The organism is Streptomyces iranensis, from assembly GCF_017874715.1.
GTDB lineage: Bacteria > Actinomycetota > Actinomycetes > Streptomycetales > Streptomycetaceae > Streptomyces > Streptomyces iranensis.
The window spans coordinates 36,072-62,696 of the sequence record NZ_JAGGLR010000044.1 but is presented as its reverse complement, the minus strand read 5'-3'; the positions used below and the strand labels follow the sequence as shown (position 1 = coordinate 62,696).

27 protein-coding genes and 2 pseudogenes are annotated in these 26,625 nt (G+C 70.9%); 14 read left to right on the top strand and 15 right to left on the bottom strand.

The window, feature by feature from the left end:
• Positions 1-417 precede the first annotated feature (417 nt).
• Genes J2Z30_RS47885 through J2Z30_RS47870 form a run of 4 tightly spaced genes read right to left on the bottom strand, consistent with a single transcriptional unit; the run spans position 418 to position 2,708 of the window.
• On the bottom strand, positions 418-750 hold the full coding sequence (locus J2Z30_RS47885; protein ID WP_044580620.1) for a DUF3140 domain-containing protein: 333 nt from the start codon (positions 748-750) through the stop codon (positions 418-420).
• A 5-nt stretch (positions 751-755) separates the two neighbouring features.
• Positions 756-1,004, bottom strand: a complete 249-nt coding sequence (locus tag J2Z30_RS52040; RefSeq protein ID WP_044566462.1) for a hypervirulence associated TUDOR domain-containing protein — start codon at positions 1,002-1,004, stop codon at positions 756-758.
• A gap of 16 nt (positions 1,005-1,020) precedes the next feature.
• Positions 1,021-1,914: an SDR family oxidoreductase gene (locus tag J2Z30_RS47875; RefSeq protein ID WP_044566463.1), complete on the bottom strand. Its 894-nt coding sequence runs from the start codon at positions 1,912-1,914 to the stop codon at positions 1,021-1,023.
• A complete protein-coding gene (locus J2Z30_RS47870) occupies positions 1,911-2,708 on the bottom strand; it encodes a DUF1990 domain-containing protein (protein ID WP_308280284.1) in 798 nt (265 codons plus the stop codon). The genes J2Z30_RS47875 and J2Z30_RS47870 overlap by 4 nt, the downstream gene beginning before the upstream one ends.
• A gap of 146 nt (positions 2,709-2,854) precedes the next feature.
• Between J2Z30_RS47870 and J2Z30_RS47865 the strand changes: the two genes are divergently transcribed.
• Complete coding sequence (locus J2Z30_RS47865; RefSeq protein WP_044566464.1) at positions 2,855-3,079, top strand: hypothetical protein; 225 nt, start codon at positions 2,855-2,857, stop codon at positions 3,077-3,079.
• Positions 3,063-3,830 (top strand): DUF1990 family protein, encoded by a 768-nt coding sequence (locus J2Z30_RS47860; protein WP_044566465.1) that lies wholly within the window; start codon positions 3,063-3,065, stop codon positions 3,828-3,830. The genes J2Z30_RS47865 and J2Z30_RS47860 overlap by 17 nt, the downstream gene beginning before the upstream one ends.
• A gap of 69 nt (positions 3,831-3,899) precedes the next feature.
• On the opposite strand, the gene J2Z30_RS47855 is transcribed toward J2Z30_RS47860, so the two are convergent.
• From J2Z30_RS47855 to J2Z30_RS47845, 3 genes and pseudogenes are all read right to left on the bottom strand, one after another.
• A complete protein-coding gene (locus J2Z30_RS47855; protein ID WP_078956365.1) occupies positions 3,900-5,480 on the bottom strand; it encodes an FAD-dependent oxidoreductase in 1,581 nt (526 codons plus the stop codon).
• Between the two features lie 14 nt (positions 5,481-5,494).
• Positions 5,495-5,856, bottom strand: a pseudogene (locus tag J2Z30_RS52035) (ubiquinone biosynthesis methyltransferase UbiE); the annotation flags it as partial.
• Positions 5,853-7,136 carry a lycopene cyclase family protein gene (locus J2Z30_RS47845; RefSeq protein WP_078957226.1) on the bottom strand — a complete coding sequence of 428 codons (1,284 nt, stop codon included), beginning with the start codon at positions 7,134-7,136 and terminating at the stop codon, positions 5,853-5,855. The gene J2Z30_RS47845 and the pseudogene J2Z30_RS52035, both read right to left, overlap by 4 nt.
• Positions 7,137-7,483: 347 nt before the next feature.
• Between J2Z30_RS47845 and J2Z30_RS47840 the strand changes: the two genes are divergently transcribed.
• The 4 genes from J2Z30_RS47840 to J2Z30_RS47825 are packed head-to-tail and all read left to right on the top strand — an operon-like array spanning position 7,484 to position 12,619.
• Entirely contained in the window at positions 7,484-8,824 is a 1,341-nt protein-coding gene (locus J2Z30_RS47840; RefSeq protein ID WP_044566467.1) for a polyprenyl synthetase family protein, read from the top strand.
• Positions 8,821-10,587 carry a phytoene desaturase family protein gene (gene crtI / locus J2Z30_RS47835; protein ID WP_044566468.1) on the top strand — a complete coding sequence of 589 codons (1,767 nt, stop codon included), beginning with the start codon at positions 8,821-8,823 and terminating at the stop codon, positions 10,585-10,587. The genes J2Z30_RS47840 and crtI overlap by 4 nt, the downstream gene beginning before the upstream one ends.
• Positions 10,584-11,615, top strand: a complete 1,032-nt coding sequence (locus J2Z30_RS47830; protein ID WP_044566469.1) for a phytoene/squalene synthase family protein — start codon at positions 10,584-10,586, stop codon at positions 11,613-11,615. Before crtI ends, J2Z30_RS47830 begins: the two co-directional genes overlap by 4 nt.
• Entirely contained in the window at positions 11,612-12,619 is a 1,008-nt protein-coding gene (locus J2Z30_RS47825; protein WP_044566470.1) for a Rieske (2Fe-2S) protein, read from the top strand. Before J2Z30_RS47830 ends, J2Z30_RS47825 begins: the two co-directional genes overlap by 4 nt.
• A gap of 398 nt (positions 12,620-13,017) precedes the next feature.
• Here the strand turns inward: J2Z30_RS47825 and J2Z30_RS47820 are convergent, their stop codons facing one another.
• Genes J2Z30_RS47820 through J2Z30_RS52200 form a run of 3 tightly spaced genes read right to left on the bottom strand, consistent with a single transcriptional unit; the run spans position 13,018 to position 13,963 of the window.
• A complete protein-coding gene (locus J2Z30_RS47820) occupies positions 13,018-13,230 on the bottom strand; it encodes a hypothetical protein (RefSeq protein ID WP_044566471.1) in 213 nt (70 codons plus the stop codon).
• Positions 13,231-13,274: 44 nt separating this feature from the next.
• Positions 13,275-13,472 (bottom strand): helix-turn-helix domain-containing protein, encoded by a 198-nt coding sequence (locus tag J2Z30_RS52205; protein ID WP_044566472.1) that lies wholly within the window; start codon positions 13,470-13,472, stop codon positions 13,275-13,277.
• Positions 13,469-13,963: a recombinase family protein gene (locus J2Z30_RS52200; protein WP_063791043.1), complete on the bottom strand. Its 495-nt coding sequence runs from the start codon at positions 13,961-13,963 to the stop codon at positions 13,469-13,471. The genes J2Z30_RS52205 and J2Z30_RS52200 overlap by 4 nt, the downstream gene beginning before the upstream one ends.
• A gap of 234 nt (positions 13,964-14,197) precedes the next feature.
• On the opposite strand from J2Z30_RS52200, the gene J2Z30_RS47805 reads away from it, so the two are divergent.
• Positions 14,198-14,863: an ArsR/SmtB family transcription factor gene (locus J2Z30_RS47805; protein WP_044566473.1), complete on the top strand. Its 666-nt coding sequence runs from the start codon at positions 14,198-14,200 to the stop codon at positions 14,861-14,863.
• Positions 14,860-15,580, top strand: a pseudogene (locus J2Z30_RS50570) (MFS transporter); the annotation flags it as partial. The gene J2Z30_RS47805 and the pseudogene J2Z30_RS50570, both read left to right, overlap by 4 nt.
• Positions 15,581-15,829: 249 nt before the next feature.
• On the opposite strand, the gene J2Z30_RS47800 reads toward J2Z30_RS50570, so the two are convergent.
• Positions 15,830-16,573, bottom strand: a complete 744-nt coding sequence (locus tag J2Z30_RS47800) for an SDR family oxidoreductase (RefSeq protein WP_044566474.1) — start codon at positions 16,571-16,573, stop codon at positions 15,830-15,832.
• A 167-nt stretch (positions 16,574-16,740) separates the two neighbouring features.
• Between J2Z30_RS47800 and J2Z30_RS47795 the strand changes: the two genes are divergently transcribed.
• Positions 16,741-17,667 carry a LysR family transcriptional regulator gene (locus J2Z30_RS47795; protein WP_044566475.1) on the top strand — a complete coding sequence of 309 codons (927 nt, stop codon included), beginning with the start codon at positions 16,741-16,743 and terminating at the stop codon, positions 17,665-17,667.
• Positions 17,668-17,908: 241 nt separating this feature from the next.
• Here the strand turns inward: J2Z30_RS47795 and J2Z30_RS47790 are convergent, their stop codons facing one another.
• Complete coding sequence (locus J2Z30_RS47790; RefSeq protein WP_044566476.1) at positions 17,909-18,541, bottom strand: hypothetical protein; 633 nt, start codon at positions 18,539-18,541, stop codon at positions 17,909-17,911.
• 127 nt (positions 18,542-18,668) lie between these two features.
• On the opposite strand from J2Z30_RS47790, the gene J2Z30_RS47785 reads away from it, so the two are divergent.
• Positions 18,669-19,100 carry an Hsp20/alpha crystallin family protein gene (locus tag J2Z30_RS47785; RefSeq protein ID WP_044566477.1) on the top strand — a complete coding sequence of 144 codons (432 nt, stop codon included), beginning with the start codon at positions 18,669-18,671 and terminating at the stop codon, positions 19,098-19,100.
• 426 nt (positions 19,101-19,526) lie between these two features.
• Positions 19,527-19,964 carry a DUF2267 domain-containing protein gene (locus J2Z30_RS47775; RefSeq protein WP_044580628.1) on the top strand — a complete coding sequence of 146 codons (438 nt, stop codon included), beginning with the start codon at positions 19,527-19,529 and terminating at the stop codon, positions 19,962-19,964.
• A gap of 299 nt (positions 19,965-20,263) precedes the next feature.
• Here the strand turns inward: J2Z30_RS47775 and J2Z30_RS47770 are convergent, their stop codons facing one another.
• Positions 20,264-20,539, bottom strand: a complete 276-nt coding sequence (locus J2Z30_RS47770) for a transposase (RefSeq protein WP_308280285.1) — start codon at positions 20,537-20,539, stop codon at positions 20,264-20,266.
• Between the two features lie 1,035 nt (positions 20,540-21,574).
• Here J2Z30_RS47770 and J2Z30_RS47765 point away from each other — a divergent pair.
• The 3 genes from J2Z30_RS47765 (at position 21,575) to J2Z30_RS47755 (ending at position 24,126) form a co-directional block, all read left to right on the top strand.
• A complete protein-coding gene (locus J2Z30_RS47765; protein WP_107073219.1) occupies positions 21,575-22,957 on the top strand; it encodes a GDSL-type esterase/lipase family protein in 1,383 nt (460 codons plus the stop codon).
• Positions 22,958-23,039: 82 nt separating this feature from the next.
• Entirely contained in the window at positions 23,040-23,582 is a 543-nt protein-coding gene (locus J2Z30_RS47760) for a nuclear transport factor 2 family protein (protein ID WP_044566480.1), read from the top strand.
• A 97-nt stretch (positions 23,583-23,679) separates the two neighbouring features.
• Entirely contained in the window at positions 23,680-24,126 is a 447-nt protein-coding gene (locus J2Z30_RS47755; protein ID WP_044580629.1) for a MarR family winged helix-turn-helix transcriptional regulator, read from the top strand.
• A gap of 147 nt (positions 24,127-24,273) precedes the next feature.
• Here J2Z30_RS47755 and J2Z30_RS47750 read toward each other — a convergent pair whose 3' ends face one another.
• The gene (locus J2Z30_RS47750; RefSeq protein ID WP_044566481.1) at positions 24,274-25,725 is read right to left on the bottom strand and encodes a leucyl aminopeptidase; all 1,452 of its coding nucleotides are present in this window, start codon (positions 25,723-25,725) and stop codon (positions 24,274-24,276) included.
• A gap of 19 nt (positions 25,726-25,744) precedes the next feature.
• Positions 25,745-26,593 (bottom strand): FadR/GntR family transcriptional regulator, encoded by an 849-nt coding sequence (locus J2Z30_RS47745; protein ID WP_078956366.1) that lies wholly within the window; start codon positions 26,591-26,593, stop codon positions 25,745-25,747.
• Positions 26,594-26,625 lie beyond the last annotated feature (32 nt).

The following is a 26,625-nucleotide window of genomic DNA, read 5'->3' as shown; positions in this document are numbered from 1 at the left end:
CGCGAACTCCTCGCCAAAGCCCGCCTCCACCCGATCGAGTCAGAAACCGACGAACCCGACCTGCCCACCGAACTCACTGCATAGCCTCAACAACGAATCACCGAGTGGCCGTCGATACACCACTCCAGCGGACGTGACCCGTCGGCAACGCCGGGCTGATGTCGGGCAACTTCCACGCAGCCATCGCAGACCCCCACGGAGGAGCCGTTCTCCGCCTCCGCGCCGCGGCATCTCAGCCCGGGAGGCGCGCACCAGACGGGCGGCGCGTTCGGCGTCGGCAATGGCGCCACAAAGGTGGTCGTTGAGATAGCTGCCGAGCGACTTCTTGCTCGCCGTCGCCAACCCTCCGCACCCGGCACCGCGGACGCCACCGACCGCCCGGTGAACCGGCCATGATGCCGATCCGGCGGGTGGCCGTCAGGCCAGTGGATCGTGGCCCCAGTTCATCAGAGAGTGCCGCCATCTGGTGTCCCGTACGTCGCCCGGGGGCCGCTGGGCCAGATGCCGGCGGATGTAGCCGACGACCTTGCGCATATGCCGGTAGTCGTCGTCCGAGAGGTCCCCCTTCTTGGCCCGCAGGATCTCCACGATCCGGCGGCCGGAGGCGTGTCCTGTGGACTCACCTCCGCTCTGATGCTGCCCGGCGCTGCGTGACTGGTCGGAGGCGAGCCACTTCTCCAGTTCGGCCGGCGTCATGTTCACCAGCTCACGGAACGCCTCCCCAACGTCTTTGCGTTCGTCGTCGTCCACGTCGCTCATTTCTTCTCCAGCGCGGATGGCTTGTGCACCGCCGTCCTGCCGGACTTCTCGCTGCGTACCAGGTACCGCGGGTCGTCCGGCGAGGCGTCCACAGCACGGCCCGCGGCCTCGGTTCGATCGGTCACTCTCCTTCGCTCCTGTGTCGGCGGTCTGACGCCACTCTTCCAGCGTGGAGGCTTCCGGCCCGTTCCGCGACGCGGAACCGCCCCGCCCAGGGCGCCCCCGCCGCGGCACTCCGGTCCCATTCGTGTAGACGTAAGATCAGCCCGTTCGGCCATCGTCCGGTGCGGTCGCGGCACGGTCGGCCCGTCCGCCGGCGCCCAGCCTGCCCGTGGCGCTCAGCGGCCGCCCGGCGTCCCAGCGGGGCAGATCGTGTCGGGCCAGCCGGACTATCACGGGCGGCAGGGCCCAGCGCAGGGGCTGGACGAGACGCAGCCATGCCGGGACGTAGACAGCGGTGCTGCGGCGCTCGACAGCACGTGCCAGGCGAGCCGCGACCGCGTCGACCGGGTGGATGTTCCGGACGCCAGGGGGCATACGCGCGCGCAGTTCGTGCAGGGCCGCGAAGCCATCGGCTTCGCGGATCATGTCGGTGTCCGCCCAGGCGGGATAGGCGATGCCCACCGCGACCCCCTCGTGCGCCACCTCGGCCTGCAGAGCGTGGGCGAAGGCTTCTACGCCCGCCTTGGAGGCACAGTAGGCGCTCAACATCGGGGTGGCTCCGATTGACGCGAGCGACGCGATCTGTAGGAAGTAGCCCGCCGTCGCCGTCAGATCGGGCAGAAATGCCCGTGCCGTGTGGGCACTTCCCGTCAGGTTCACGTCGATGACACGGCGCCATGAGATGGGGTCCGACGTCGCGAAGGGGCCTCCCTCGGCGATCCCCGCGTTCGCCACGACCGCCGACGGCCGACCGAGATGTCCGCGGACCTCGGCTGCCGCGTCGTCCAGCCCGGAGTTGTCGGTGATGTCGACTTCGACCGCCAGCGCCACCGTGGGCAGGGATGATGCCAAGGCATCCAGTTCGGGCCCCTCATAGCCGAGAAGTGCCAGGTGCGCCCCACGCCGGGCCAGTTCGTGCGCCAGTGCCGCGCCCAGCCCGCGCGCGGCTCCGGTGATCACTACGGTCCGGTCCCGGAGCGGGCTGGCCATCACCGGCTGTCCCTTCGTGGGCGATCCCGGCTCAGGCGTGGCTCACCGCTCCCTCCTCCCGACGGTGCCTCCTGGCCTTGCGCCCCGCCCGAAGAGCGCTTCCCGGCCGACGACAGCGGGCGCACCCGTGCGTGCGACTCGAGCCAGCGGGTGGAGATGTGCACACCGTCGACCGGTCGGCCACCCGACATCGCGGCGGCGGACAGGCAGAACCGGACCCACATGTTCAGCTGAATCTCCTTCGCGACGCGCAGGTGGGAGTACAGAAGGCGCACCAAGCGGGTGCTGGCGCATGCCCAGAGCTCGATCTCGAACACCAGCAGGCCGTCGTCCTCTCGCGCACGGAACTGCACCTGACCGGCCTCCATATGACCGCGCAGGGTCACCAGGTGCAGGCGATCGACGTCGCGGTGGACGACCTTGACGGGCCCGTTCCAGGGCCCTGGCATCTCGACCAGCAGCCCGTCCGCGACATCCAGACCGTGTTCGCGGAGCTGACTGGTGTGGATGTCAACCACCTCGGAGGGCACGAAGCGCTTGAAGTCGCGGCAGACCGATTCGACAAGCCAGCCCGGCTCGACGTCGGCATCGGCGATGCGCACGCGGAAGAGGCGGTGGAACAGGCGCCCGCAGCCGTTCTGTGCCAGTTGCACCCGGCTGTCGACGGCTTCGGGGGGCAGCCGCGGTGGAAGGTCCGTCTCGTCACCCCGGCACTCGCCGCCTCGGTGGAGAGGCGTCGTCTCCCACAGATAGCGCCAGGTGACGAGAGCTATGCCCAGGAGCCACCGTGCGAGCACAGTGGCTATCCGAGGACAGTGCGAACGTGTCATCCATGGCCCTTGAGTCAGCAAGATATCATTAAACGTCGCAATGTATGTATACCCGGACAGAGGGGTACTCAACATCGTAATGTTGACACAGACGAGCGACCCCGGAGGGCCTCATGGTGGTCCGGCTGCTGCGCCATGCGGGCGCGCGTAGTGCTCACCTACACCTCGCCTCGCTCGCTACCATCGGCCTGTGCGTGATGTTGTGGGTGCGCGCGAAGACCGTCGATCAGGAGCAACGAGGAAACGCCGAGCGGCGCGCGCTCTTCGTCGGTCTGTGGCCGCCGATGCTGTGGCTGATCGGCGACTCGCTCGAGAATCCGAGTGACCTCCTTGGGTGACTGGATCTTCGGACGGCTCGACGCCGTACGCGTGTGGCGGCGTCTCGCGGACGCGGGCGTGAACTACTCGGTCGACGAGGTACGCCGACCGTCCTGGAACATCGACGTCCACCGCACCGCGATAGGCAAGGAGCGACCGGGTCCGCCGGAGTCAGGAGGCCCATGGGAACAGGCCTGCCGCCTAGTCCGCGCTTACGAGTTCTCACCGCCGGAGATCGTGCGAGCGCTCTATGACCCGGCCGCACCCCTGCTGGGTCGCGACATGCTGCTCGAGGCGCGTTTCCACGGCATGCTTTTCTACTGCGGCGTGCGCGTCACCAAGGTGGTGGACGAGACCCGCGACGAAACCGACCGCGTCTGGGGATGGGCCTACGAGACCCTCCAGGGCCACCTGGAACGCGGCCAGGTCACCTACGAGGTCGTAAAGCGGCAGGACTCCGGCGAGGTGCTGTTCGTGGTCTCATGCCATTCGCAGGGCGCCCCGACTCTGGATCGGATCACCCTCCTCGGCTGGCGCGTGTTCGGCCGCCGCACCCAGCTGCGGTTCTACCGTAGATGTGCCGAACGGCTGCGCCGGTTCGTCGAGGCCGCGCTGCGCGGCGAGCACCCGCTGCCCAGTCCTCCGTCCGCAGCCGGACATCTGGTGTGCGCTCCCTCCGACACGAGGATGCACCGCTTGGACGCGCTGGCGATCCACCGGGTCGCCCCGGGATGCAGCCCTAGCAGCTCAACCGGCCGCGCGCCGAAGTGATTCTCACCCGGATAAGCGAAGATCGCCTCCGTAGAGTGGGTGCGCTCTCATCCGGTCCCGAGGGACCGTTCAGCGCGATCGTCGGCGAACGGCGGGCATCCGCCCCCATGCGGCCAGAGCCCTCAGCAGCGCGCTACGCCCGCGGTCCGGCACCGTCCACAGTGTCTGCCCCCTCACCCCCCAGCCCTCCAGCAGGGCATTGGCCGCGAGGAAGCCGCTCGTGGCCGCCCGTTCCATAAGCGCCACGGGCAGACCGGTGCGCACCAGGTCGCCAGCCACGACCAGTCGGGGGTGCGGGGTGCGGACGGTGGGGCGGTCACCGTAGCCGCCCACCGGGAACAATGGGCAGTCCTCGTGCCACTCGTGGCGGGCGTCGAGGACCGTGGCCTTGCTGGTCTCCGGGTAGACGCGGTGCAATTGGTCGAGGAGGTACTTGCGTTCGACGTCCCGGCCGGCGGTTGCGGGCGATGCGGCGTAGGCGTGCAGTTCGACGACGGATCCTCCGGTGCATGCGCTCCAGCGGGTCGCCTCGTCCTCGTAGCGTTCCAGCACGCTGATGTTGTCGAGGGTGCCGAAGCCGCTGGTGCCGAGGAAGCCGGGCCGGTCGGGCGCAACGGGCCGGTCCAGCCACAGTCGGCTCACCAGGAAGGGCGGGGCGGTGCGCAGCCGTCCGATCCGCTCGCGCCAAGACGCGTCGCCCAGATGTCCGCTGCGCTCCACCAGCGAGCGCAGCCCCGCAGCGTCCAGGGCGAGGACGACCCCGTCGCAGTGGCGCTCGTCCCGGTCGCAGGCAACCACGAGACCACCGTCCGGGCCGGGTGCGATGTGCTCGACGACCGTGCCGGTGCGCACCTCCGTCTGGTGCCGGGCCAGATAGCCGGCGAGGGGGTCCCACAGGGCGGTCGGAAAGGGAGCGCGGGGCACGTCGAACAGCAGCCCTTCGGCGGAGCCGAGGAAGTAGAGGTGGAACATCAGCACCATCTCGGCCGCCGACAGCTCCCGCGGATCGGCGAAGAAGCTGCGGGAAAACACCTCGAAAGCCAGATGACGGGCGTCATCGGGGAAACGCACGGCGTCCAGGAAGGCGTAGGCGCTGGTACCGTCCAGGCGGTCGTAAACCTCCGGCACCCGCACATCGAGCAGGGACAGGGCCGCCAGCGGGTCCATCGCGCGCAGGTCCGCGAGCCGGAAGGAGGGGCTGAGCGCCACGAAGCCGAGCGCGCTGAGCGGCGGAGTGCGCGGGACGCGCCGGAAACTGTCCCGCAGGCCACCGGCGTTGAGCAGCGGGTAGTCGGGAAGGCCGGTGAGCCGCTCCAAGCCGGGGTCGGTCCGGCGCAGCAGTCCGCGCAGGTTGTAGTACTGGCGGAAGAACGCGTGGAAGCCGCGGCTCATGGTCACCGTCGTCCCGTCGCGCAGCTCGGTCGGCCATCCGCCGACCCGCCCGCCCAGGTACGGCCGCTTCTCGTACACAGTCACCGCCACCCCGCGCTCGGCGAGCACCGTGGCGGCGGCCAGGCCGGCGATGCCCGCGCCGACCACCGCAACCGACGGCGGGGACCCCTGCACTCCGGGGGCACCGGCCGGGGCGGGCAGGATCCGGGCCCGCCCGTCGCGTCCCCGGCGCGCGCCACCTTGACGGAGGGGCCTCATGCGTCCTCCCTGTCATCGTGCGCCCGGCGGGCGATGAAGGTGTCGGTGATGAGCGTCTGCCAGCCCGGCAGTGGCAGGGCGCGCACCGTGGCGAGGACGGCGTCCGGATCGGTGACGTTGCGGAAAGGGTAGGCCGCGAACACCGCGTCGAAGGGGCCGCGCACGCCGGCCTCGGACAGCCGTTCGGCGGGGGCGCGCACGAAGCTCACCCCGTCCGTCCACGGTTTGGCCCCTGCCCCTGGCCGGGCAGGCCGAGTCGGTGCACCGAGCGCCGCAGGTGGGCGTGGTAGCCGGGGTTGGCGGCCACGAGAGTGTCGTAGGTGCGCGAGGCGTGGTCGAAGGCGGCGGCGAGGTGCTCGTCGCGCAGCAGCGTCATGCCGTCTCCGTCGGGGGAAGGGGCGGGGCCGATGAGTCCGGCGCGCACGGCGGCGAGGTAGCGGGAGGCGTCGGCGGGTGCGGCGACGCGGGCAGGTCGAAGGGGCGCCGCGGCAGGCGGGGCAGCTCCAGGGCGGAGCGCAGCATCGGCCCGACGGGCGTACGCAGGCCTATGGACACGTCCTCGTACAGGCGGGTGTCTCCGTCGAGGAAGCGCAGCAGTCGTGCCATGGGCACGCGGGCGAACAGGTGGCTGAACAGTTCCGGGCCATCGGCCCGGCCGCTGTCCAGCGCACGGAGCAGGACGGCGTCCATGACGCGCGAGCGCACCGGGTACACGGCGGGCGGCACCGGCCGACGCCCGCGCCGCAGGGCGTCGGCGACGGCACTGGTCTGGCGCTGTAGTCCGGCGAAGGTGTAGCCGGTGGCGGGGCGGGTCGCTCCGCCGGCGGCACCGATGCGGAAGACCGAGGCTCCGGTCCGCCGGGGGATCGGCGCGTCGGTCATCGGGATGACGCCGGTCTCCGTGGCCAGGACCTGCCGTTCGCCGAGCCGCAGCACCTCGTCGGCGTAGTGCCGTACGGCGGCCTCGTAGCGGTCCGGTGTGAGGGTGCGCGGGGAGAATTCGGTGTACTCCACGAGCGCCTCGCACGGCCCGGTCGGCAAGACGTAGCCGAAGGACAATCCGTGGGCGGGCTGCGGGGTACGGAAGTCCATCAGTTCCACGGCGGCCGGGTCGAAGACGGACCCGGCGGTGCGCACGAACCAGCCGTGGAAGTGCTGTAGCAGGGTGGTGCGGGCGGCGGGCAGGCTGCCGGGGGGACGGGAGTCGCACACCCAGCGGGCACTGAGTACCCGCGCCCGGCCGTCCATGTCCCTCAGGTGGACGTGGGCGCCGCCGGGCACATCCTCGACCGCTTCGGCGGTCGCCTCCAGGCGCCGCACGTTGGGGCTGCGGGCCAGGTCCCGCAAGACCAGACGCTCGAAGTCGTCGGAGCGGATCATGCGGTACCGCAGCGGGCTCATGTCCCCCTCGACCGGGGCGCCGGCGTGAGGGCGCACCCTCAGCCGCCGCCACTCGGCCCGCACCGCCGCGTCGAACCGTCCAGGGCCCGCCGCCCAGTAGCACCAGGTCCGCGGTGGCGGCCGCAGCGGGCCGGGCGGCGCGTCCACCAGCACGACGGACGGTGTCCGCAGGCCGGGAACGCGCCCAGCGAGCCGGTGGGCCAGCGACAGCCCGGCCGCGCCCGCGCCCACGACGGCCACGTCCGTCTCCGGCACGGCATCTCCCTTCATCGGCCTTCCTCGGTGTTCTTCCGATCCGATCCGGATACGGCTCTCGGCGGCGGGGTCCTGCGGCGGTGTCGGACCCCGAACCGGCGGTCAGGGGACACGGCAGGGCCGGTCCCGAATGCCCGGGCCCCGTATTCCGGATTGTGTACCCCGGCGGATGCAGGGCGCCCCCTGGCAGCGAGCGGCCGAGCGCGGAACACGGCACGGTGGAAGGGGGCGGACCCCCGCTGGTCGCCGCGATCGCATGGGGCGTTCGCGCATCCGTCCGCGCCGCCCGTGCGGAAGCAGACGGGTGACGGGAACGACGGAAATGGACACGACGGAGGGAAACCTGGATGTGTCGTTTCACCCACGCGAAGGGCCACCCTGCGACCGCGCCGCCGCAGCCGATCCCGGCGGCGCCCGCGAGATCACTCTTGAGCCGACCGTTGGTCGACGACGGGGAAGGATCCGACGGGGCCGTGGCATGCCCCGCAGCGAGCGGGCCGGTTCCCGCCGGGCCCGCCGAGGTGCGCCGGCTCGACGCCGACGTACCCGGCGCCATCGGTCGGATGCTCGACCACGTGCTGGCGGAGCGCCTGCGCCGCGCCCGGCTGGCCGATCCCCTGTTCGCCGAGGAACTGGCCGCACGGGTAACGCGCTTCACTGTGCGGGGTGGCAAGCGCACGCGCGCGCAACTGGTGTGGTGGGCCTCGCGGGCCTGCGCCGGCCGGGACCCGGATGCCGCGGCAGCGGCCCTGCGGATCGCAGGCGCCGTGGAACTGCTCCAGACGTGCGCGCTCGTCCATGATGACGTGATGGACCGGGCCACGCTGCGGCGGGGTCGGCCCACGCTGCACACGGACCTGGCCGCCAGGTATGCCGACCGGGTGGGACCCGAGCGGGCCCAGCGGTTCGGGCAGTCGGCGGCGGTCCTCGCCGGGGACCTGGCGCTGGCCTGGGCCGACGATGCGGTGGCGGAGACACCGCTGGCGTCCTGGACGGGGGTGGTGGTGCGGCGGCTGTGGAGCGACATGCGCACGGAGATGGTGGCGGGCCAGTACCTGGACATCCAGGGCCAGAACACGACAGCGCTGTCCCTGCTCCGTGTGTTGCGCGCCGCCCGCCTGAAGAGTGCCCTGTACTCGGTGGAGCGGCCCCTCGCCCTGGGGGCCGCCGTGACCGGGGCGGACGATGTGACGCTGCGCCGGCTGACCGACGCCGGACGCTGTGTCGGCCTGGCGTTCCAGCTGCGCGACGACCTTGACGACGTCTTCGGCGACCCGCGGGAGACCGGCAAGGCGTGCGGCGGCGACATCCGGGAGGGGAAGCCCACCTATCTGGTCGCAGTCGCCCGCGCGCGAGCCGAGGCTGCCGGCAACGGCGCCGCGCTGGCCGTGCTGGACCGGTGGCTCGGTGACGCTGCCCTGACCGAGCGCGGTCTGGAGCAGGTGCGGGCCGTGTTGACCGAGACGAGGGCGCGCGCCACCGTGGAAGGCAAGATCGACCGGCTCGCCGCGCAGGGACTGCGGCACTTGGACGCTGCCCTGCTCGATGCGGAGGGCGCCGGGCCGCTGCGCGGTCTGCTGCTCGCCGCCGCCGGAGCACGCCCGGGCGGGGACACCGCCGTGCGTCCGCGGCCCGCACCGGATCCGTACGCGACTCGGGACTGCGGCGGCACGGGGAGTGACCGGTGACCCGCACCCTGCCCGGTCCCACGGACCACGTGGTGGTCGTCGGCGCCGGACTGGCCGGGCTGTCGGCGGCGTTGCACCTTCTGGGCGGCGGACGCCGGGTCACCGTCGTCGAGCGCGAGGAACTGCCCGGCGGCCGGGCCGGACGTCTCGACCTGGCCGGCTACCGGATCGACACCGGGCCGACCGTGCTGACCATGCCCGACCTGGCCGACGAGGCGTTCGCCGCCGTCGGCGACAGCCTGTACGAGCGGGTCGATCTGCTTCCCCTGCACCCGGCGTACCGGGCCTGCTTCGCGGATGGCAGCAGCCTCGACGTCCACACCGGCGCTGAAGCGATGGCCGCGGAGGTCGAGCGGTTCGCCGGGGCGGTCGAGGCGGCGGGCTACCGGCGGCTGCGCGACTGGCTTCAGCGGCTGTACCGGGCCCAGATCCACCGGTTCATCGACGCCAACTTCGACTCACCGCTCGGCCTGCTCACCACCGACCTCGCACGGCTGGCGGCGCTGGGCGGCTTCAGCCGCCTGGACGCCCGGATCGGCCGGTTCCTGAGCGACGAGCGGCTGCGCCGGGTGTTCTCCTTCCAGGCCCTGTACGCGGGCGTGCCCCCGGCGCGGGCGCTGGCCGCCTACGCGGTCATCGCCTACATGGACACCATCGCCGGCGTGTACTTTCCCCGGGGCGGCATGCACGCCCTGCCGCGAGCGATGGCGGAGGCAGCCGCCGCTGCCGGCGCCGACCTGCGGTTCGGGCAGCCGGTGACCCGTCTGGAGCGCTCGGGCGAGCGCATCACGGCTGTCGTCACCGACACCGGCCGCATCCCATGCGACGCGGTCGTCCTCACCCCGGACCTGCCCGTCACCTACCGGCTGCTCGGCCGTCGGCCGCGCAGACCGCTCGGGCTACGCCACTCCCCCTCCGCGGTCGTGCTGCACGTTGGCACGGACCGCACCTGGCCCCAGCTCTCCCACCACACGATCTCGTTCGGCACGGCGTGGCACACCACGTTCGACGAACTCACCCGGGCCGGGCGGCTGATGAGCGACCCTTCGCTGCTCGTCACCCGCCCCACCGCCACCGATCCCGGCCTCGCGCCACCGGGCCGCCACCTGCACTACATCCTCGCCCCCTGCCCCAACACCGACATCGGCCCGGACTCGGCGGCCTGGTCCGACCTCGGCCCGCGCTACCGGGACTCGCTACTGCGGGAGTTGGAGCGGCGCGGACTGGACGGCGTCGAATCGGCCATCGAGGAGGAGTGCCTGGTCACCCCGGCCGACTGGCACGCCCAGGGACACGCTGCGGGGACCCCCTTCTCGGCAGCGCACACCTTCGCGCAGACGGGACCGTTCCGGCCGCGCAACCTGGTGCGCGGCGCGGAGAACGCGGTCCTGGCCGGCTGCGGCACCACACCCGGCGTCGGCGTGCCGACCGTGCTGCTGTCCGGGAAGCTGGCCGCGGCTCGCGTCATGGGCCTCCCCAGGCGACGGAGCACCCGCTCGCGCCCCCTCGCGACCGCCTCTCTTCCAGATCGGGCCGGCGCCCCGGCCCCCGCGGGCTCCCCGGTCCCGTCAATGCTCCGGGCCGGCAGGCGTGCGTCGGCAGCCGTGCCGCCGGCGCAAGCGGCACCTCGCAACCGACTCACCGCCGCGCAGGAGCCCCCGGCTTGCTCGCCGAACTCCCCGGCTGCCGCGTGGCGGCCCCCAGCACCGGGAGGTCCCCCGCGCGACCCCACGACTCCCACGACCGAAGGCAGGACAGGATGACCGATCGAGAGCTGGATGCGGCGGGGATCAGCGATCCGGCGCTGCGCGCGGCCTACCGCCACTGCCGCGCCCTCAACGCGCGGCATGGCCGGACCTATTTTCTCGCCACGCGGCTGCTGCCCGTCGAGCGCCGACCCGCCGTGCACGCCCTGTACGGCTTCGCCCGCTGGGCCGACGACATCGTCGACTCCCTCTGCCCCGGCGCCGGCGCGGATGTGCGGGTGCGGGCGCTGAGCCGGCTCCAGGAGGAGCTGGAGGAGGGACTGCTGCGGGACGGCAGCGGTGAGCCGGTGGTGCGCGCGCTCGCCGACACTGCCCGCCGCTACGCCATCGACCACGCCCACTTCCGGGACTTCATGGCCGCGATGCGCTCCGACCTGGTCGTGACGGCCTACCCCACGTACGCCGACCTGCGCGCGTACATGCAGGGCTCGGCCGCGGTGATCGGGCTCGAGATGCTGCCGGTGCTGGGCACGGTTGTGCCGCAGGAGGAGGCCGCCCCGCACGCCGCGGCGCTCGGCGTCGCCTTCCAGCTGAGCAACTTCCTGAGGGACGTCGGCGAGGACCTGGACCGGGGGCGCGTCTACCTGCCCGCCGATCTGCTCGCCGGTCACTGTGTCGACCGGGAGCTGCTGGCCTGGAGCCGCGCGACGGGCTGCCCGGACCGCCGGATCACGGCCGCGCTCAGGGACTTCGAGGCACTGGCCCGCGGCGTGTACCGGGCGGCGGTGCCCGGTATCGAACTGCTCGACCCGGTGGCGCGGCCCTGCATCCGCACCGCAGCCGTCCTGTACGGCGGCATCCTGGACGCCGTCGTCCGCGACGGCTACGCCGTGCTGCAACGGCGCTCGGTGGTGCCGCGGCGGCGCCGCGCGGTGGTCGCCGCCGACGGGCTGGTCCGGGTAGCGGCGGCCCGACTGCGTGTGCGGAGGGATCACGTCCACCGGCCGCCCGCTTGCGCCCGCGCGCTGCCCGCAGCCGCCCTCTCGCCGGCGACGGCCGCCCCCTTCGCCGAGGAGGTCGCGTGAACCGCCGTCGTCTGCCGCTGTCGCTGCGCCGGAACGCGGTGCCCTGGGAGCGTCAGCGGCCCACCTGGCGAGAGGCGCAGCCCGGGGTGATCACCGGGGCGCTGAAGCGGGCGCAGGCCCGTCCGTCCGGGAACTGGTACGTCGTTGGCGCCTCCCGCGCCCTGTGCGGGGACGGCAAGCTGGCGCGGACCGTGGCAGGGCAGGAGGTCGTGGTGTGGCGAGGGCCCGACGGGCGCCTCGTCGGCGGACCGGGAATCTGCCCGCACCTGGGGGCGCCGCTGCGGGACAGTCCGGTGTGCCGCGGCGCCCTGGTGTGCCACTGGCACGGGCTGGCCCTGGACGGCCGCCCCTATGCAGGCTGGTCGCCGCTGCCAGTACACGACGACGGGGTGCTGGTGTGGACGCGACTCGACGCGGTGGGCGGCGAGGAGCCGATGGACGCACCGGTCGTACCACGACGGCCCGAGCCCACGCGCGCGCTGACGGCCGTCTACACCGGGGTGGGCGTCTGTGAGCCCGAGGACGTGGTGGCCAACCGGCTCGATCCGTGGCACGGGGGGTGGTTCCACCCGTACTCATTCGCAGACTTGACGGTGGTGGACGCACCCGGCGGCCCGGCCGACGCTGTGCACGACGGCACCGACGCCCTCACCGTCGACGTGTCCTTCAAAGTGGCGGGGCGGCTGGTCGTGCCGGTACGCGCCGTCTTCAGCGCGCCGGAACCCCGCACGGTCGTCATGCACATCACCGAGGGCGAGGGCGCCGGCTCCGTCGTGGAGACCCACGCAACGCCACTCGGGGACGACGAGGCCGGCCGGCCCCACACCGCCGTCATCGAGGCGATGGTCGCAGCCTCGCACCGTCCCGGCTTCGCCGCCGCCCGCCGGGCCGCACCCCTGCTGCGGCCCCTGGTGCGCGCCGCGGCCGGGCGGCTGTGGCGGGACGACCTGGCCTATGCCCAGCGGCGCTGGCAGCTGCGGTCCACGGGCCGCTTTCCGGCCTGAGCGGCGGAACACAGAGCCATTCGGAGCCACACTGCGCACTGGTGGCGGCTGCCATCGGCCCGGACAATGTGGGTGGCCGGCGGTCGCCGTCCTCCAGACGCTCACGCTCGACGCGGTCGGCATCCGGGTGCCGGCCCTCGCCGATCAGCAGCTCCGCCCGCCGCTCGGTCACCACCGCACCCGCGGTCAGCCCGAGAGCGGACAGACCACGCCCCATCCACACCCGCAGGTAATACCGCCACGCATTCCCCGGCTGCACCTTCGACACTGATCATCACCACCGGAGACACCAGCTCTGACCTGCCCAAAGGCTCGATCCCGTGAGGCGGGCACCGTCTATCGTTCTCGGTGCCTCTATAGGGGCGCTGGATATGCTGCGCGTAGGCTGGCGCTGAGTTCTAGCGGGCGATCCCTCCGCCTCCCATATAGAGGTCCAGCTTCCCGGTGCGCTCGAAACTGTCGCCGTACAGCCGGGTGACGCCGCCGGTCGACAGCCCCTGGTCCGTGCCCGGCAGCAGCCATGCGGAGCTGCGCATCGTGTCGTCGCCCGGCGCGGCCACGGTCAGGTCGGCCCGGTGGTCGCCGTCCATGTCGACCAGGCGCACCGACATGGGATGCCGGTAAGAACGCTGTCACCAGCCGCAAACGGCGGTGGTTAGTCCTCTGGCCTGGAGGGCCGGGGCAGTTCCGCCGTGTTGGTCGCCTCAGCGAGCGTGAGGCGACCACCCTTGAGTTCGGGCACGTAGTTGTAGATGGTGTTGCGGGAGACGCCGAGGAGCTTGGCGATCGAGGTGACGGTGTTCTCCGGACGGGCGAGTAGGTCGCGGGCGTGACGTACCTGCTCCTCGGTCATCGCCGGCGGGCGGCCGAGCCGGGCGCGCGGGCGCGGGCGGCGTCCAGGCCCTCGTTGGTGCCCTGCACGATGAGTTCGCGGATGAACTCCGCCAGGGCCGCGAACACGTGGAAGACCAGGCGCCCGCCGGGCGTGGTCGTGTCGAGCGCCTCGTGCAGCGAGGTGAACCCGATGCCGCGCTTGTGCAGGCCGGACACGATCGCGATGAGGTCCTGGATGGAGCGGCCGAGCCGGTCCAGCGACGGGACGACGAGCGTGTCGCCCGCACGCAGAAAGTCGAGGGCCTTCCACAGCTCCTCGCGTTCGGCGTTCTTGCCGGACTTCTTGTCGGCGAAGATCCGGATGCATCCCGCTTCGGTGAGTGCGTGGATCTGCCGGTCGAGCAGCTGCCCCTTGGTGGACACGCGTGCGTATCCCACGAGGCCGCCGGTCCGTACGGCCGGAACGGGGGCGAGGAGATCGGCGGCGTCATCAGCCTGAGGTGGCTGCACCTGCCAGATCGTACAGAAAAGGGTGCTCTTCAAGTTCTTGAGCACATCGACTTTCTGACACCGTATTTTATGGGCATGATCCGGCGTCGATCCGGTCGCGCGCCGCCGCTTACTGATCTTGCTCATCAATCGGTCGATATATGAGCAGTGCCGTCTCGCAAGTAATCCGAACCGCAAAGAGTTCTTCGCGAATATCTCTTTGCGAAGAACTCTTTGCGGTCTACCGTGTGTCGCATGGCTGATGCGGTGGAGAGGCCAGATGGCCCGAACGTTGAAGAGGACTCGGTTGTCCTGGATGCCAAAGGGCTGCGTGCCCTGGCGCATCCGGTGCGCGTGCAGTTGGTCGGGCTGCTGCGGAAGTATGGCCCATCGACGGCCACCCGCCTCGCGGAGCGGCTGGGCGTGAATTCCGGTACGGCCAGCTACCACCTTCGGCAGCTCGGCGCGGCCGGTTTCGTCGAGGAGGACACCGAACGCGGTAACGCGCGAGAGCGCTGGTGGCGGTCGGTGCACGGGACGATCTGGTTCAACGATCCGGAGCTGGCCGAGCGGGAGCCCGAGGCCGCGCTGGCTTACCAGCAGTCCGTCGCCGCCATCTACACCCTACGCACGCAGCAGACCCTGAACGGACTTCAGACGATGCCCCGCGCATGGCGGAACACCTTCGACATGAGCGACTGGGCCCTGCGGCTCACGCCCGAGGAAGCCACTGTCCTGTACGGGGAATTGAAGGACGTCATCGCGCGCTACCGGCGAGACGCGCCGGAGACGGCGGCGAGTGCCCCCGAGGGAGCCGAACGGGTTGCGGTGATTACGCAGATCCTGCCCGAACTGGATGCGCCTGCCGCGCCGTCGCTCCCTTCCGGCCCTCAGGAAGAGGAAGGAAGCCCGATGTCATGACCGACGACGCCTCGGAGGCTGGCGGCATACCCGGCAAGAGGTCCTTACGGCCGCTGGGCGGGGTGCTGGCGGCCATGGTTGGGTCGCTGACCGGCACGCGGATCTCCGTTGTGGCACTGCCCTGGTTCGTCCTTGTCACCACCGGCAGCGCCAGCCAGACCGGACTGGTCGCCTTCTGCGAGATGGCGCCCTACGTGGTGGTCAAGGCGTTCACCGGGCCGCTGGTGGACCAGATGGGCCCGCGCCGTTTCCTGGACCACCGATCTGGCCAGCGCGACCGCCGCCGCCGCGGTTCCCCTGCTCCACGCCCTGGACCTGCTCTCCTTTCCCCTTCTGCTGGTTCTGGTCGCACTGATCGGCGCGGCACGGGGACCCGGCGACCTGGCCAAGGAGGTGATGGTCCCAGAGGCGGCCGAGCGCGGCCGGGTGCCGCTGGAGCGGGCCACCGGTCTGGCCGGTGTGATCGAGCGGCTCGCCTCTACTGTCGGCCTGGCGGTCGGGGGATCCCTGGTAGCGCTGCTCGGTCCTCTGACCGGAATCGCCGTCAACGCGGGCTGCTTCGCCCTCGGATCGGTGATCATCAAACTCGCGCTGCCGCGCGGCATGGGGCACGCGGTCGATGAAGCCCCCTCGTCGGCCGGGGAAAGGGGACCGGGCTACTGGCGGCGGTTCGGCGAAGGCTTCACCTTCCTGCGTGGCGAGCCGCTGCTGCTCACGGCGGCGGACGCGGCCAGGTCGGCCCCTCGCCCTCGTACCGCTGGCCGCCCTCGACGCGATCCGCGCCACCCACGCGACGGCACCTTCCATGCCCGCGTCCACCGCGGCCAGGCCCGAGACGGACACCGCACGCGAGGCCGAAGCCCCGCACGCGGCTCTCTGAACCACGATCGAGACACCGCGCGTATACCAGCCGCACCGGCGCCGTGCGCAGGTTGCCTTGATGCGCCGGTCCTCGCCCTCCGGGCGTCAGATCTGGGAGCCGCCGCCGTCGACGGCAAGTTCGGCGCCGGTGGTGAAGGTGGCGTCGAAGGCCAGGAAGACCACCGCCCTGGCGACCTCGGTGGGGTTCCCCATGCGCAGCATGGGGTTCTCGGCGGCCATCTGCGTCTTGGTCCGCGCCGCCGCTTCCTCGGGCATCGACTTCTCCAGGATCCCGGAGTCGATCGGGCCGGGGCTGACCGCGTTGACACGGATCCTTCGCGGGAGGAGTTCCCGCGCCAGGCTGCGGGTCATCGAGCGCACGGCGGCCTTGCCGGCGGCGTACGCGCTGAGCATCGGCAGCCCCAGGACGTTCGCCACGGAGGTGGTGAGCACCACGCCGCTGCCTTCCGCCAGTAGCGGAGCGAGCTTCTGCACCGTGAAGTAGGGGCCCTTGGTGTTGATGGAAAGCAGGCTGTCGAAGAGTTCCTCACTGGTCGCCTCGAACGGCGCGAAGCCGTTGACACCCGCGTTGGCGAACAGGGCGTCAACCGTGCCGAACTCGGCCTTCACCCGGTCGGCCAGCGCGCCGATGTCCGGCAGCGACGCGGCGTCGCTGCGGACCGCGATCGCCTGGGCGCCCAGCTGACCGCGAGCGGTGTCCAGGGCGTCCTGACCGCGTCCGGTGATCAGGACCCGTGCCCCCTCGTCCACGAGCAGTTGGGCGGTGGCCAGGCCGACCCCGCTGCTACCTCCGGTTATCACCACACGCTTGCCGTCGTACTTGCTCATTTCGGACACACTCCATCTACGGGAACGCTCGGAGAAGTGATGGTTTGGGTTTCGTCCGCCCGGTCGTTCGGCTGGACACCACTGAGTCAACAGCCGTCAGAAGCGGGCGTCCAAGACCCGTTTCTCACCCCGCCATGCAGAATCTGCATCACGTGTAGGCTGCTGGAATGCCCGACGAAACCCAGTTTTCCGCGGCTCCCCACCCCGTCGCCGATCTTGACCTCAGACTGGTCCGCTACTTCACGGTCGTCGCCGAGCACCTGAACTTCGCCCGGGCGGCCGAGGCACTGCACGTCGCCCAGCCCTCCCTCAGCCGCCAGATACAGCGGTTGGAGGATGCCCTCGGCGTGCGCCTGCTGGAGCGCACCACCCAGGGCAGCCGTCTCTCAGCGGCCGGTGCGGCCTTCCTCCCACAGGCCCAGACGCTCCTGCACACAGCCGACCGGGCGGTGCTCACCGCGCGCGCCGCCGCACCGCCGAGTGCGATCACCATCGGGTACGTCGAGGATCTCGTCATCACCCCCGCGGTCCGCCACCTGCGCCAGCTCCATCCCGACGCCTACGTCCGCACCCGCCACCTGGACTGGGACGAGGCCCGCGCCCTGCCCGACCGCCTCGTCGACGCGCTCGTCATCCGCACCCCCCTGCCAATCGCGGCCGACGGCCTGGAAGTGACCGCCCTCTACGACGAACCCCGGGTCCTGATCGTGCCCGCGCTCCACCGCCTGACCGGCAAGGAAGCGGCCACCCCGGACGACTTCGCCGACGAACCCCTCGTGGCCTGTGCCGGCATGGCCGCGCACTGGACCAGCTTCTGGCGGCTCGATCCCCGTCCGGACGGCAGCCCGGCGCCAACGGGCCCCATGCTCGTGGACACCTTCGAGGACAAGCTCGAAGTCGTCGCCGACGGCCGGGCCGTCGCCCTCGCCCCGGCCGACGACCCGCGCTGCTCACTCCGGGACGACCTCGCCACCGTCCCCGTCGAGGGAATTGAGCCCTGCCAGGTGGTGGTCGCCACCCGCGGCGGTGACGCCAACCCCCTCGTCGCCCACTTCCGCGAATCCGCGAAGAACTTCCTCGTGCGCGAGGCTTGACCGGCCACGGGACTGATGAGCTCGCATGTTGACGTGTGGGTGTATAGGCCCGGCGTTCTGGCTCGCCCTCGGCACCGCGGTGACGGCAGACCGCCGGTCAGGTGCAGCCGAGCAGACCCTGGCAGAAGACCGTTCCCGATGGCAGGCGGTCCCTGCTCACCAGCTCCTCGCGTGGTGAGGCGCGGAGTCGTTCAAGTGGCGTCAGGTGGATCTGGCGCACGCCTTGGGGCGACGGGTGGGTTCAGGGCTGTGTGAGGGTGTCGAGTTGTGCGGCGAGGTCGGGGTGGGTGGTGGTCAGGTGCGGGCGGGCGGCGTTGAGGGGGTGGATGAGCTCGGCGGGGTCGTCGTGGGCGAGGGCCGCGTGGAGCTGGCTGAGCGGGAGTCGGGCCGTGGTGGGCAGGTCGGTGAGGGCGGTGATCTGGCCGGCGATGCGGCGCAGGTCGGCCGCGTTGCGGCGGGCCCAGGTGGCGGTGGTGCGCCTCGCGGCGCGGCGTTCGCGGGTGGCCTGGACGCGTTGTTCGCCGGTGGTTCCGGCGGGCCCGGGGCGGCCACGCAGGTAGCGGCGTTCGGCGGCCTGGCGGCTGGCGACGCCGAGGGGGTTGGCGAGGTCGGCCCAGCTGGCTCCCGCCTCGCGGGCGGTTTCGATCAGGCCGGTCTCCCATCCGGCGAGTTGTTCGCGCACCTGCCGCAGCAGCATCAGGGAGGCCAGCGCCTGCTCCGCCCCGGGGCCGGGCGCATCCCGGGTGTCCGGGGACTCCCGCTTGGCGTCGCGCAGGGCGTCGTCTATGGCGTGCAGGGCCGCCGCGGCGGCGAGGAACGACGCCGGGCTATGGGCATTCGTGCTGGTCGTGGACGGCTCGTCGGCTGCGGTCACGGGCACCTCCCGCTGTTGTCATTGGGTAGACGACATCGCGTTTGTCATCCATTGGATGACATGCTACAACGGTGCCAGTGAGGCGCATTGGCAGCAACTGCCTGAACCTGCTGGAGGTGTTTTCACGATGTTGATGCGCACTGACCCCTTCCGTGAGCTGGACCGGCTGGCGCAGCAGCTGATGGACCCGGGCACCTGGTCCCGCCCGTCGGCGATGCCGATGGACGCCTACCGCGAGGGCGACGAGTACGTGGTGGCCTTCGACCTTCCGGGCGTCACCGCGGACGCGATCGACATCGACGTCGAGCGGAACATGCTCACCGTCAAGGCCGAGCGGCGGCCGGTGGCGAAGACCGACGACGTCCAGATGGAACTGTCCGAACGGCCGCTGGGGGTCTTCTCCCGCCAGATCGTGCTCGCCGACACCCTCGACACCGAGCACATCCAGGCCGACTTCGACGCAGGCGTACTCACCCTGCGCATCCCGATCGCCGAGCGCGCCAAGCCCCGAAAGATCTCCATCGGCGTCGGATCGGGCCACAAGGAGATCTCCGGCTGACACCGGCCGAACGGGTGCGGAGGGCGGTCACCTGATCCCCCCTCACCCCGCCCTCCGCACCCCCCGTGGACAGTCCGAAGAAGAGAGGGCGGCGGCCGAGACAACACTGCGCCCACCTGGTCGGCAACGTCCGCACTCAGTCGGCGGCGCGCCTGCCTGAGGCGTTCGCCCTGATCCTGCTCAACCCGCCGCAGAGCGCGGAGCCGCAGTCCCCGGGAGCGGTTCGTCCGCGTAACCGCCGCGTGGATCGAGGGCGCCACCGAGCAGACCCCGGCCTGGGGCGTCAGCGCCGTGCTGTCCACCCTCGCCGAGGCCGCCGACGAAGACCTGCCGGGCCAGATCCTGCTCTTCGGCCGCCCCCAGCCCACCCGACCATCCCGCACCCCGGTGCCCGAACACCGGCCACAGCAAGAAAGGCAATCCCCAGTGATCTCCGATCGGCAGGCACCGCCCCAGCAGCCGTACGGGACGGCATACCAGCAGATGCTGGCAAAGGTCCGCTACGAGGGCGCCTACCCCACCCGCGAGAGAGCCGACGAAGCCGTCCGCCTGGTCCTCGCCGGACTGGGGCGCCAGCTCACCGGCGACGAACGCGTCGACCTCGCCGCCTGCCTGCCCCTGGAAGCCGCACGCGTGCTGACCGAGCAGATACCCGACCCCCAGCCGCTGACCGGCTGGTCCTTCGTCAAGGACCTCGCCGCCCGCACCGGCGCCTCCCTGGCCACCACCCGCTGGGACACCGGCTCCGTCTTCTGCGCCGTCGCCGCCTGCGCCGGCCCCGACCTGCTCACCCGCATCCTCCACCAGCTCCCCACCGGCTACGCCCTGCTGTTCGGCCGCGCCGAACTTACCCAGGCCGCATAGACAGCACGCGGTCTCGGCTACTGTCCGAGGCCGACGCCCGCGCTGTCGGGACCCCGCTGCCGGGGACATCGAGGAAGGACACCAGCGGGCCCAGCGGCCAGGCGGAGCCACCCGGCGCGGTCCCGTGCGGGAGGAGGACCAGTGCGCCGCCGTCGAGGCGGGTCTCGACGCCCCACGGCACCGGCCCCTCCTTGACGCCGTGCCGGGCCGCCAGCTCCGCGGCCGGTTCCCCGTGCACCGAGAACGGCCACGCGGCGACCAGCCTCGCGCGCCACCCCTGAAGGGTGTCAATATTCCGATCAGGCTGCTGAGCTGGGTGTTTCCTGCGAACGATGAGGCAGCCAGGGTGGCCTTGGGTAATACTCGTTGAGCAGTCCACCGAGTACCTGGCGGCGCCTGACCGTGGCTGCCGGCAGGGGGATGACGTTCGGGGCATCGACTGGGGCACGTAGGTCCAGGCCGCGGTGGGCTCGTCCGGCGTTGTAGTGCTCGGCGTACTGGTTGAGGACCGTACGCAGGTGTCGTTCACCGGTGATGGGTAGTCGGTCGGTGCACTCGGCGCGGGCTGTGCGTATCCATCGTTCCGCGTAGGCGTTGGACCGTGGGCTTTGGGGTGAAGTCGGGATGACGGCTGTGCCGTTGCCGACGAAGACGGCGTCGAAAGGGGCAGTGAACTTGCTGTCCCGGTCGCGGATGAGGAAACGCGCCGGGTGGCGATCTCCATGACGAAGAAGAGAACGCGCCGGATCGTGGCGGCGGCAACCCGATAGCCGAGCCGTCGAAGCTCACCTTGGACTCTCACGTATCCCCAGGTGGGGTTCTCTCGCGCCAAGCGCTGGATGAACGCCGCAATCTCCTCCGCAAGCGGTGGCCGACCGGGCGCGGTTGGAGTTTGGCGCCATTTCCAGCGCACCAGACGACGGTGCCACGTCAGCAATGTGCCCGGTGTGACCACCCGATGGCAGCGTAAGACAGGTGGCAGGTGCCGGGCGAGAGCGGAGAACACGGCACGATCAGCCCACGAGAACCGCGGCCGCTCGACCTGTCGGCGAAGCACGGCGACCTCATGGCGAAGCACGAGGATCTCGGCGTTGTTCGCGACAATCGATCGGCTCAACAAGAGGAGGCAGCTCAGTAGTCGGCAGAAGATCAGGCAGAGCAGTCGCAGACCCACGATCACTGATCATGCCCATACTCGGACAATCGCACAGCCCCAGGTCAACCACCATACGGCAATAAAGACACCCTTCAGGACCAGCCTGTACTCGATGCCGTCCGTGCCTTGTTCTGTTCGTGGCTACGTCCGGACAGGTGCTCTCGTCTCGTCGGCCACCACGACGGTGTCGCCGAGGCAGGGGTCGGTCGCGGCGCGCACAGGTCGTCCTTGATGCCGCCCTCGCCAGCGGGGACGGCATGCTCCCTGGAGCCGGAGCACTCGAAGCCACGTTGTCTCGAGGGCCCAACATGCAGGTTAGTGACTTGACTGTTTAGTGCTTTACTGTCACGCTGATGGACATGAACGAGACCTCCACCCCTCGTATCCGCGGCTTCGAGCCGTTCCGCTCATCGATGCGGGCGTGGCAGAAGGCTGCGAAGGAGTGGATCCGTGCATGTGCACTCACGCTCGCGAAGGCTGTTCCGGAAGCGCCGCTGGGCGAGGGCCACCGCCGCGCTGCCGCCGTACCGGCTCCAGCCACTCGCAACCCCTAGACCTTCTTTGCCGTACCGGCGCCCGCCGGTACGCGATCGAGCCTGCCCTCTCGACGGGGCCGTCTGACACGGCGACCAGCCAGGAGAAAACAGTCATGAATGACGAAAACGAGCGCGCATCCGGTCCCCTTTCGTGGGAGGCCACCTGGGCGCAGGCGCTCCCGGATGTCTGCGCCGATGGCGAATGGTTCGCCGATGTCACCCTCCGATCGCACCTGCGCGTCGGCATCGGCGGCAAGCGGGTCCGCCTGGAATTCAGCAACCAGTTCGGCGACCACCCGGTACGCATCGGCCGGAGCGCGGTCTCTGCCGGCGGCCGTACCGCCGTCGCCACGTTCGGTGGACGCGACGGCGTGACGATTCCGGCCGGCGCCTCGGTGTCGACGGACCCGGTCGAGATGCCGGTCGGTCACCACGCGACGGTGGATGTCGACTTCTACCTGCCCGAGCGGACCCTGTTCCCGCCGCTGTCCGCCGGCGTCAGCGACTTCACCTGCCAGATGTCCGAGCCGGGCGACCACGTGGGCGCCGCCGTGTTCCCCGCCGTCGCCGCCCCGCCATTCCCCATGCCCGACGACGCCGACATCTCGGTCCACGAAAGCGGACCGTTCCTGCGCACCGTCGAGGTCGCGGGCGACGTCCGGCATGGGGTAGTCGTGTGTGTGGGCGACTCCATCACCGCGATGGGCTGGCCCGAGGTCGCCGCCGGCCTGCTGCCCGAAGGTTCCGGCCTCTCGGTGGTCAACCGCGGGATCCCCGGTAACCGGCTCCGCCTCGACGCCGGAGCCGCGAACCTTTCCAACGGCCGCTCCGGCCTGAGCCGGTTCAAGGACGACGTGCTCGGCACCGCCGGCGTCGCCCAGGTCGTCATCGCCCTGGGTACCAACGACCTCGGCCTGCCCGGCGAATTCGAGCCCATTGAAGAACTGCCCACCGCGGCGGAGCTGATCGCGGGTTACGAAAACCTCCTGGAGCAGGCCGGCGCCGCAGGGATCGGGGCCCGTATCGCCACCATCACCCCCAGGGTCGGATCGGACAACCATGACGACGGGCGCGAGCAGATCCGCAGCGCCGTCAACGACTGGATCCGCAGCCTGGGACCCGACGTCGCCATCGACTTCGACGAGGCACTCCGCTCCGCCGCGGCACCGCTGCAGCTCGACCAGCGCTACGACAGCGGCGACTGCCTCCACCCCAGCGGCACCGGGCAGGACCAGCTCGCCCGCACCGTCGTCGCCGCGCTGCTGACCGGAACGTCGAAGCAGGAGCCGGCCGCGCACTGATCCCGCAGCTGGGCGTCTGCCCCCGCCCGCGACCCGTCCCGGCTTCACCAAGCCCAAACAACTCAAAGGAGAGCACGACCTCATGTCAACCGGTTACCAGCAGGCAGATCGCGACCGGGCGGTCGTGGCAGGTTTTTACGCCGCGATGACCCGCGCCGACCAGCAGGGCGGCTTCACCCCCGAGGACCTCGCCACTGTCGTCGATTTCTTCGAGAACGAGCAGGAGATCGAGATCAACATCGGTGCCCCCGTCGGGGGTGTCTTCCGGGGACCGGACGAGATCGCCCTCGGTCGTCACCGGATGCACGAGCTGTGCGGCTTCACGCACCGCGACCACTCGCTGGACGAGAACATCGCCGATGGTCCCGGCCGGGTGGTGTGCATCGGGGTCAACCACGGCAAGGACGTGGCCGGGAACCCGTGGTCGATGACTACGATCGAGCTCGTCGACCTGGAGGACGGGAAGGTCATCCGCAAGCGCGTGTTCTTCCAGGACCCCGAGTTCCTGCGCCAGATCGCCCGCGAACGTGAAGCCCTCCTGAAGGAGCGGCTCGTCGGCGAGTACTGGCGGACGGACAACCCGCTCATCGCGCTGCGCAAGGACGGAACCATGCCGACCGACTGACCGCTACCGAACCGGCCGGGCGTCGGATGGGGTCGGTGATCCCGAAGAAACAGTTAAGGGCTTGACTGTTTCTTGCTCGATTCATAGAGTGGCGGTCATGGATGAGCCGAAGGGTGCCCGCAACCGAAGCTTCGAGCTGTTCCACTCGATTCTGTGGACGCAGCGTAAAGCGGCGGAGGAATGGCTCCGGGCCCGCGGCCTCACCCACGAGCAGGCCATGGTGATCGGGTATCTCGAACAGCGGCCAGGAGCGATCCAGCGCGACATTGCGGAGATGAGCCGCACGACTGCGGCCAACATCTCGCTCATGCTGAAGGTGCTGGAGCGCCGCGGGCTCGTCGAGCGCCGTATCGAGGCCGGTAACGAGCGCAGCAAGCGCGTCTATGCCACGCCCTCGGGCATCGAGCTCATCGCCGGACTCAACACGGCACTGGCCGAGGTCGACGAGGTGATCTTCGCTCCGCTGACCGACGCCGAGAAGGACACCCTCGAGGCGCTGCTCAACAAGATCAACGCACGGCTCCCACAGCCCGCCCGGCCATAGGAGCGGCCGGGCTGCGCACCACGAGGCCGGGGGCTGTGTGTGGATGGCCGCGGACCTCTGCCTGCGGGCGGCGGTGATGTGGGGAAGTGCCCAGTACTCGATCTTCGATGCGGACGACCCCCGCAACTCTGATGGTGCGCTGCCCGGTCACGTTGGACTAACCGACTGAAGCTCGGCCGACACGACCGATCGCCGTCTCGGGCGGGAAAGGTAACGGATCAGGGTACGCACGGCGGTGCCGGTGGCACCGGCCGGGTGGAGGTCGCCGGGCTTGGTGTGGAAGGCCGTGCCCGCGATGTCCAAGTGGGCCCAGGGCACGTCGCCCGTAAACTCCTCCAGGAACAGCGCGGCGTGAATGACGTCGGCGTGCTCGCCGCCGTCGTTCTTGACGGTCGCGACTGTCGAGGCGATCTTCGGGACGTAGCCACGGAACAGCGGCAGCTCCCACATCGGTTCGCCGCACTCCTCGCCGGTCGCGACGAGGCCGGCGATCAGCTCGCGGTCGTTGCCGAGGACGCCGGTGATCTGGTCACCCAGGGCGTGCATCACGGAGTAGGTCAGCGTGGCGGCGTCGATGACGAGGTTCGGGCCCAGTTCCGCGGTATGGGAGAGGGCGTCGGCGAGGACGACCCGTCCCTCGGCGTCGGTGTCAGTGATCTCGCTGGTCTTGCCGTTGCGGTGTTCCAGTACGTCGCCAGGCTTGTAGGCGGAACCGCTGGGCAGGTTCTCGGCGGCGGGGACGACGGCCACGACCCCCGTGGGCAAGCCCAGTCGGGCCGCGGCTATCGCGGTGGCGAGCACGGCGGCGCCGCCGCACATGTCGTAGCGCATGTCGACCATGCCGCGCCCGCTCTTGATGCCGAGACCGCCGGCGTCGAAGGTGATGCCCTTGCCGACCAGCCCCACGGTCCGGCCGTTCGTCCCGGCGTGCCGGATCTCGATCAGCTGGGGCGGGTTGACGCTGCCGCCCCCGACACCGAGGATGCCGCCGTAACCGCCGGCGCGCAGGTCCTCCTCGTCCAGGACGCGGACCGTGAGGCCGTGTTCGGTGGCGGTGGAAGTGGCTCGCTCGGCGAACATGGCCGGGGTCAACCGCCCGGCTGGAGTGTTGCCCAGGTCCCGGGCCCAGTTGACGGACTCGGCGGTGATCACTGCGGCCCGCACGGCGCCCCTCGCCTCGGTGGGCCCGGCAACGGTCACGGACTGCACAGCGGGCTTCGGCGTGCGAAGCCCGTCATACCGGTAGGAGCCGAGCACGGCGCCCTCGGCAACGGCGGCGGCCGCTTCGACACCCTCGGGGTGGCCCTCCGCCAGACCGAGGGCGACGGTGGGGAAGTCGGCGAGGCGACGCACGGCTCGGGCGGCTGCGCGGCGCAGCATGTTGGAGCCGGCCTCGGTCGACGCGCCGAGGCCCGCGAACAGCACCGGCCGGTCGAGCAGACCGGGGACCAGCAAGTCGGTGCCCTGCTCACCGCCGAAGCGGGCGGATGCGAGCACATCGGCCGCCCAGCCAGGCGCCGGTACGTCGTCGTGGATCGGGATGACGACGGCGTCGGCGTCGATGTCGGTCGTAGGCAGACTGGAGAGGGAGACATCCACTGATGCGTTCCTCGGCTCTCTAGGAGTTCAGGCCGCGTTCGAGGGCCTGACGCATGATTTCTTCGGTGATGGTGAAATGTTCGCGGGCGATCGTTCCGGCACGTTCGGCGTCGCCGGCCTCCACGGCCGCCAGGAGAGCCGCGTGCTCGCGCAGGGCACGTTCGCTGGAGTCGTCGTCGGATGCGCCCCAGGGGTGGTAGGGAAAGCCCAGCGCGGCGCGGGTTGTCAGGTCCAGGCAGAGCGCGGCGAGCCGCGGGTTACCTGCCGCGTGCCGGAGCGCGGCATGGAAAGCGTGGTCGGCGCTCTGCTCCGCGGTCGCCGAATCGGCATCGCGGAAGGTCTCGAACGCCTCGTGCAGCGCCGCCAAGTCGGCGTCGGTGCGGCGTTCGGCGGCGGTGCGGGCCACGGTGGCCTCGAGCAGCCCGCACAGGTCAAACAGCTGCTCGAGCTCGGTCCAGCGGGGCAGCAGGGTGCGGCGGACCGCCTCGGCCGAGCTCTCCGTCCAGCTCTCCCGGACGAAGGCACCGCCCAGCCGGCCGCGCCGGATCTCGACGATGCCGAGCGCGTCGAGGCAGCCGAGCGCCTCGCGTACCGCGCCCCGGCTGACATCGAGCATCACGGCCATCTCGCGTTCGGCGGGCAGCCGTTGCCCCGGCAGGAACTCCCCGATGGCAATGGCGGTGGTCAGGCGGTCGGAGACTTCCTCGGCGACGGTCCGCAGTCGGATGGGGCTCAGGGCCAGTACAGGTTTGCTGGTCAGGGCAGGCTCCTCGGAGGTGGGCAGGCGCGAACACCGTACTGAGGAAGGGAACCAAAAGAAAGGTCTTGTGATCGAACCATTTTGCGACCAGAATCCCCTCACGTTCATCGCCTGCCCAACCCGGTGATGTGTCCGAGGGG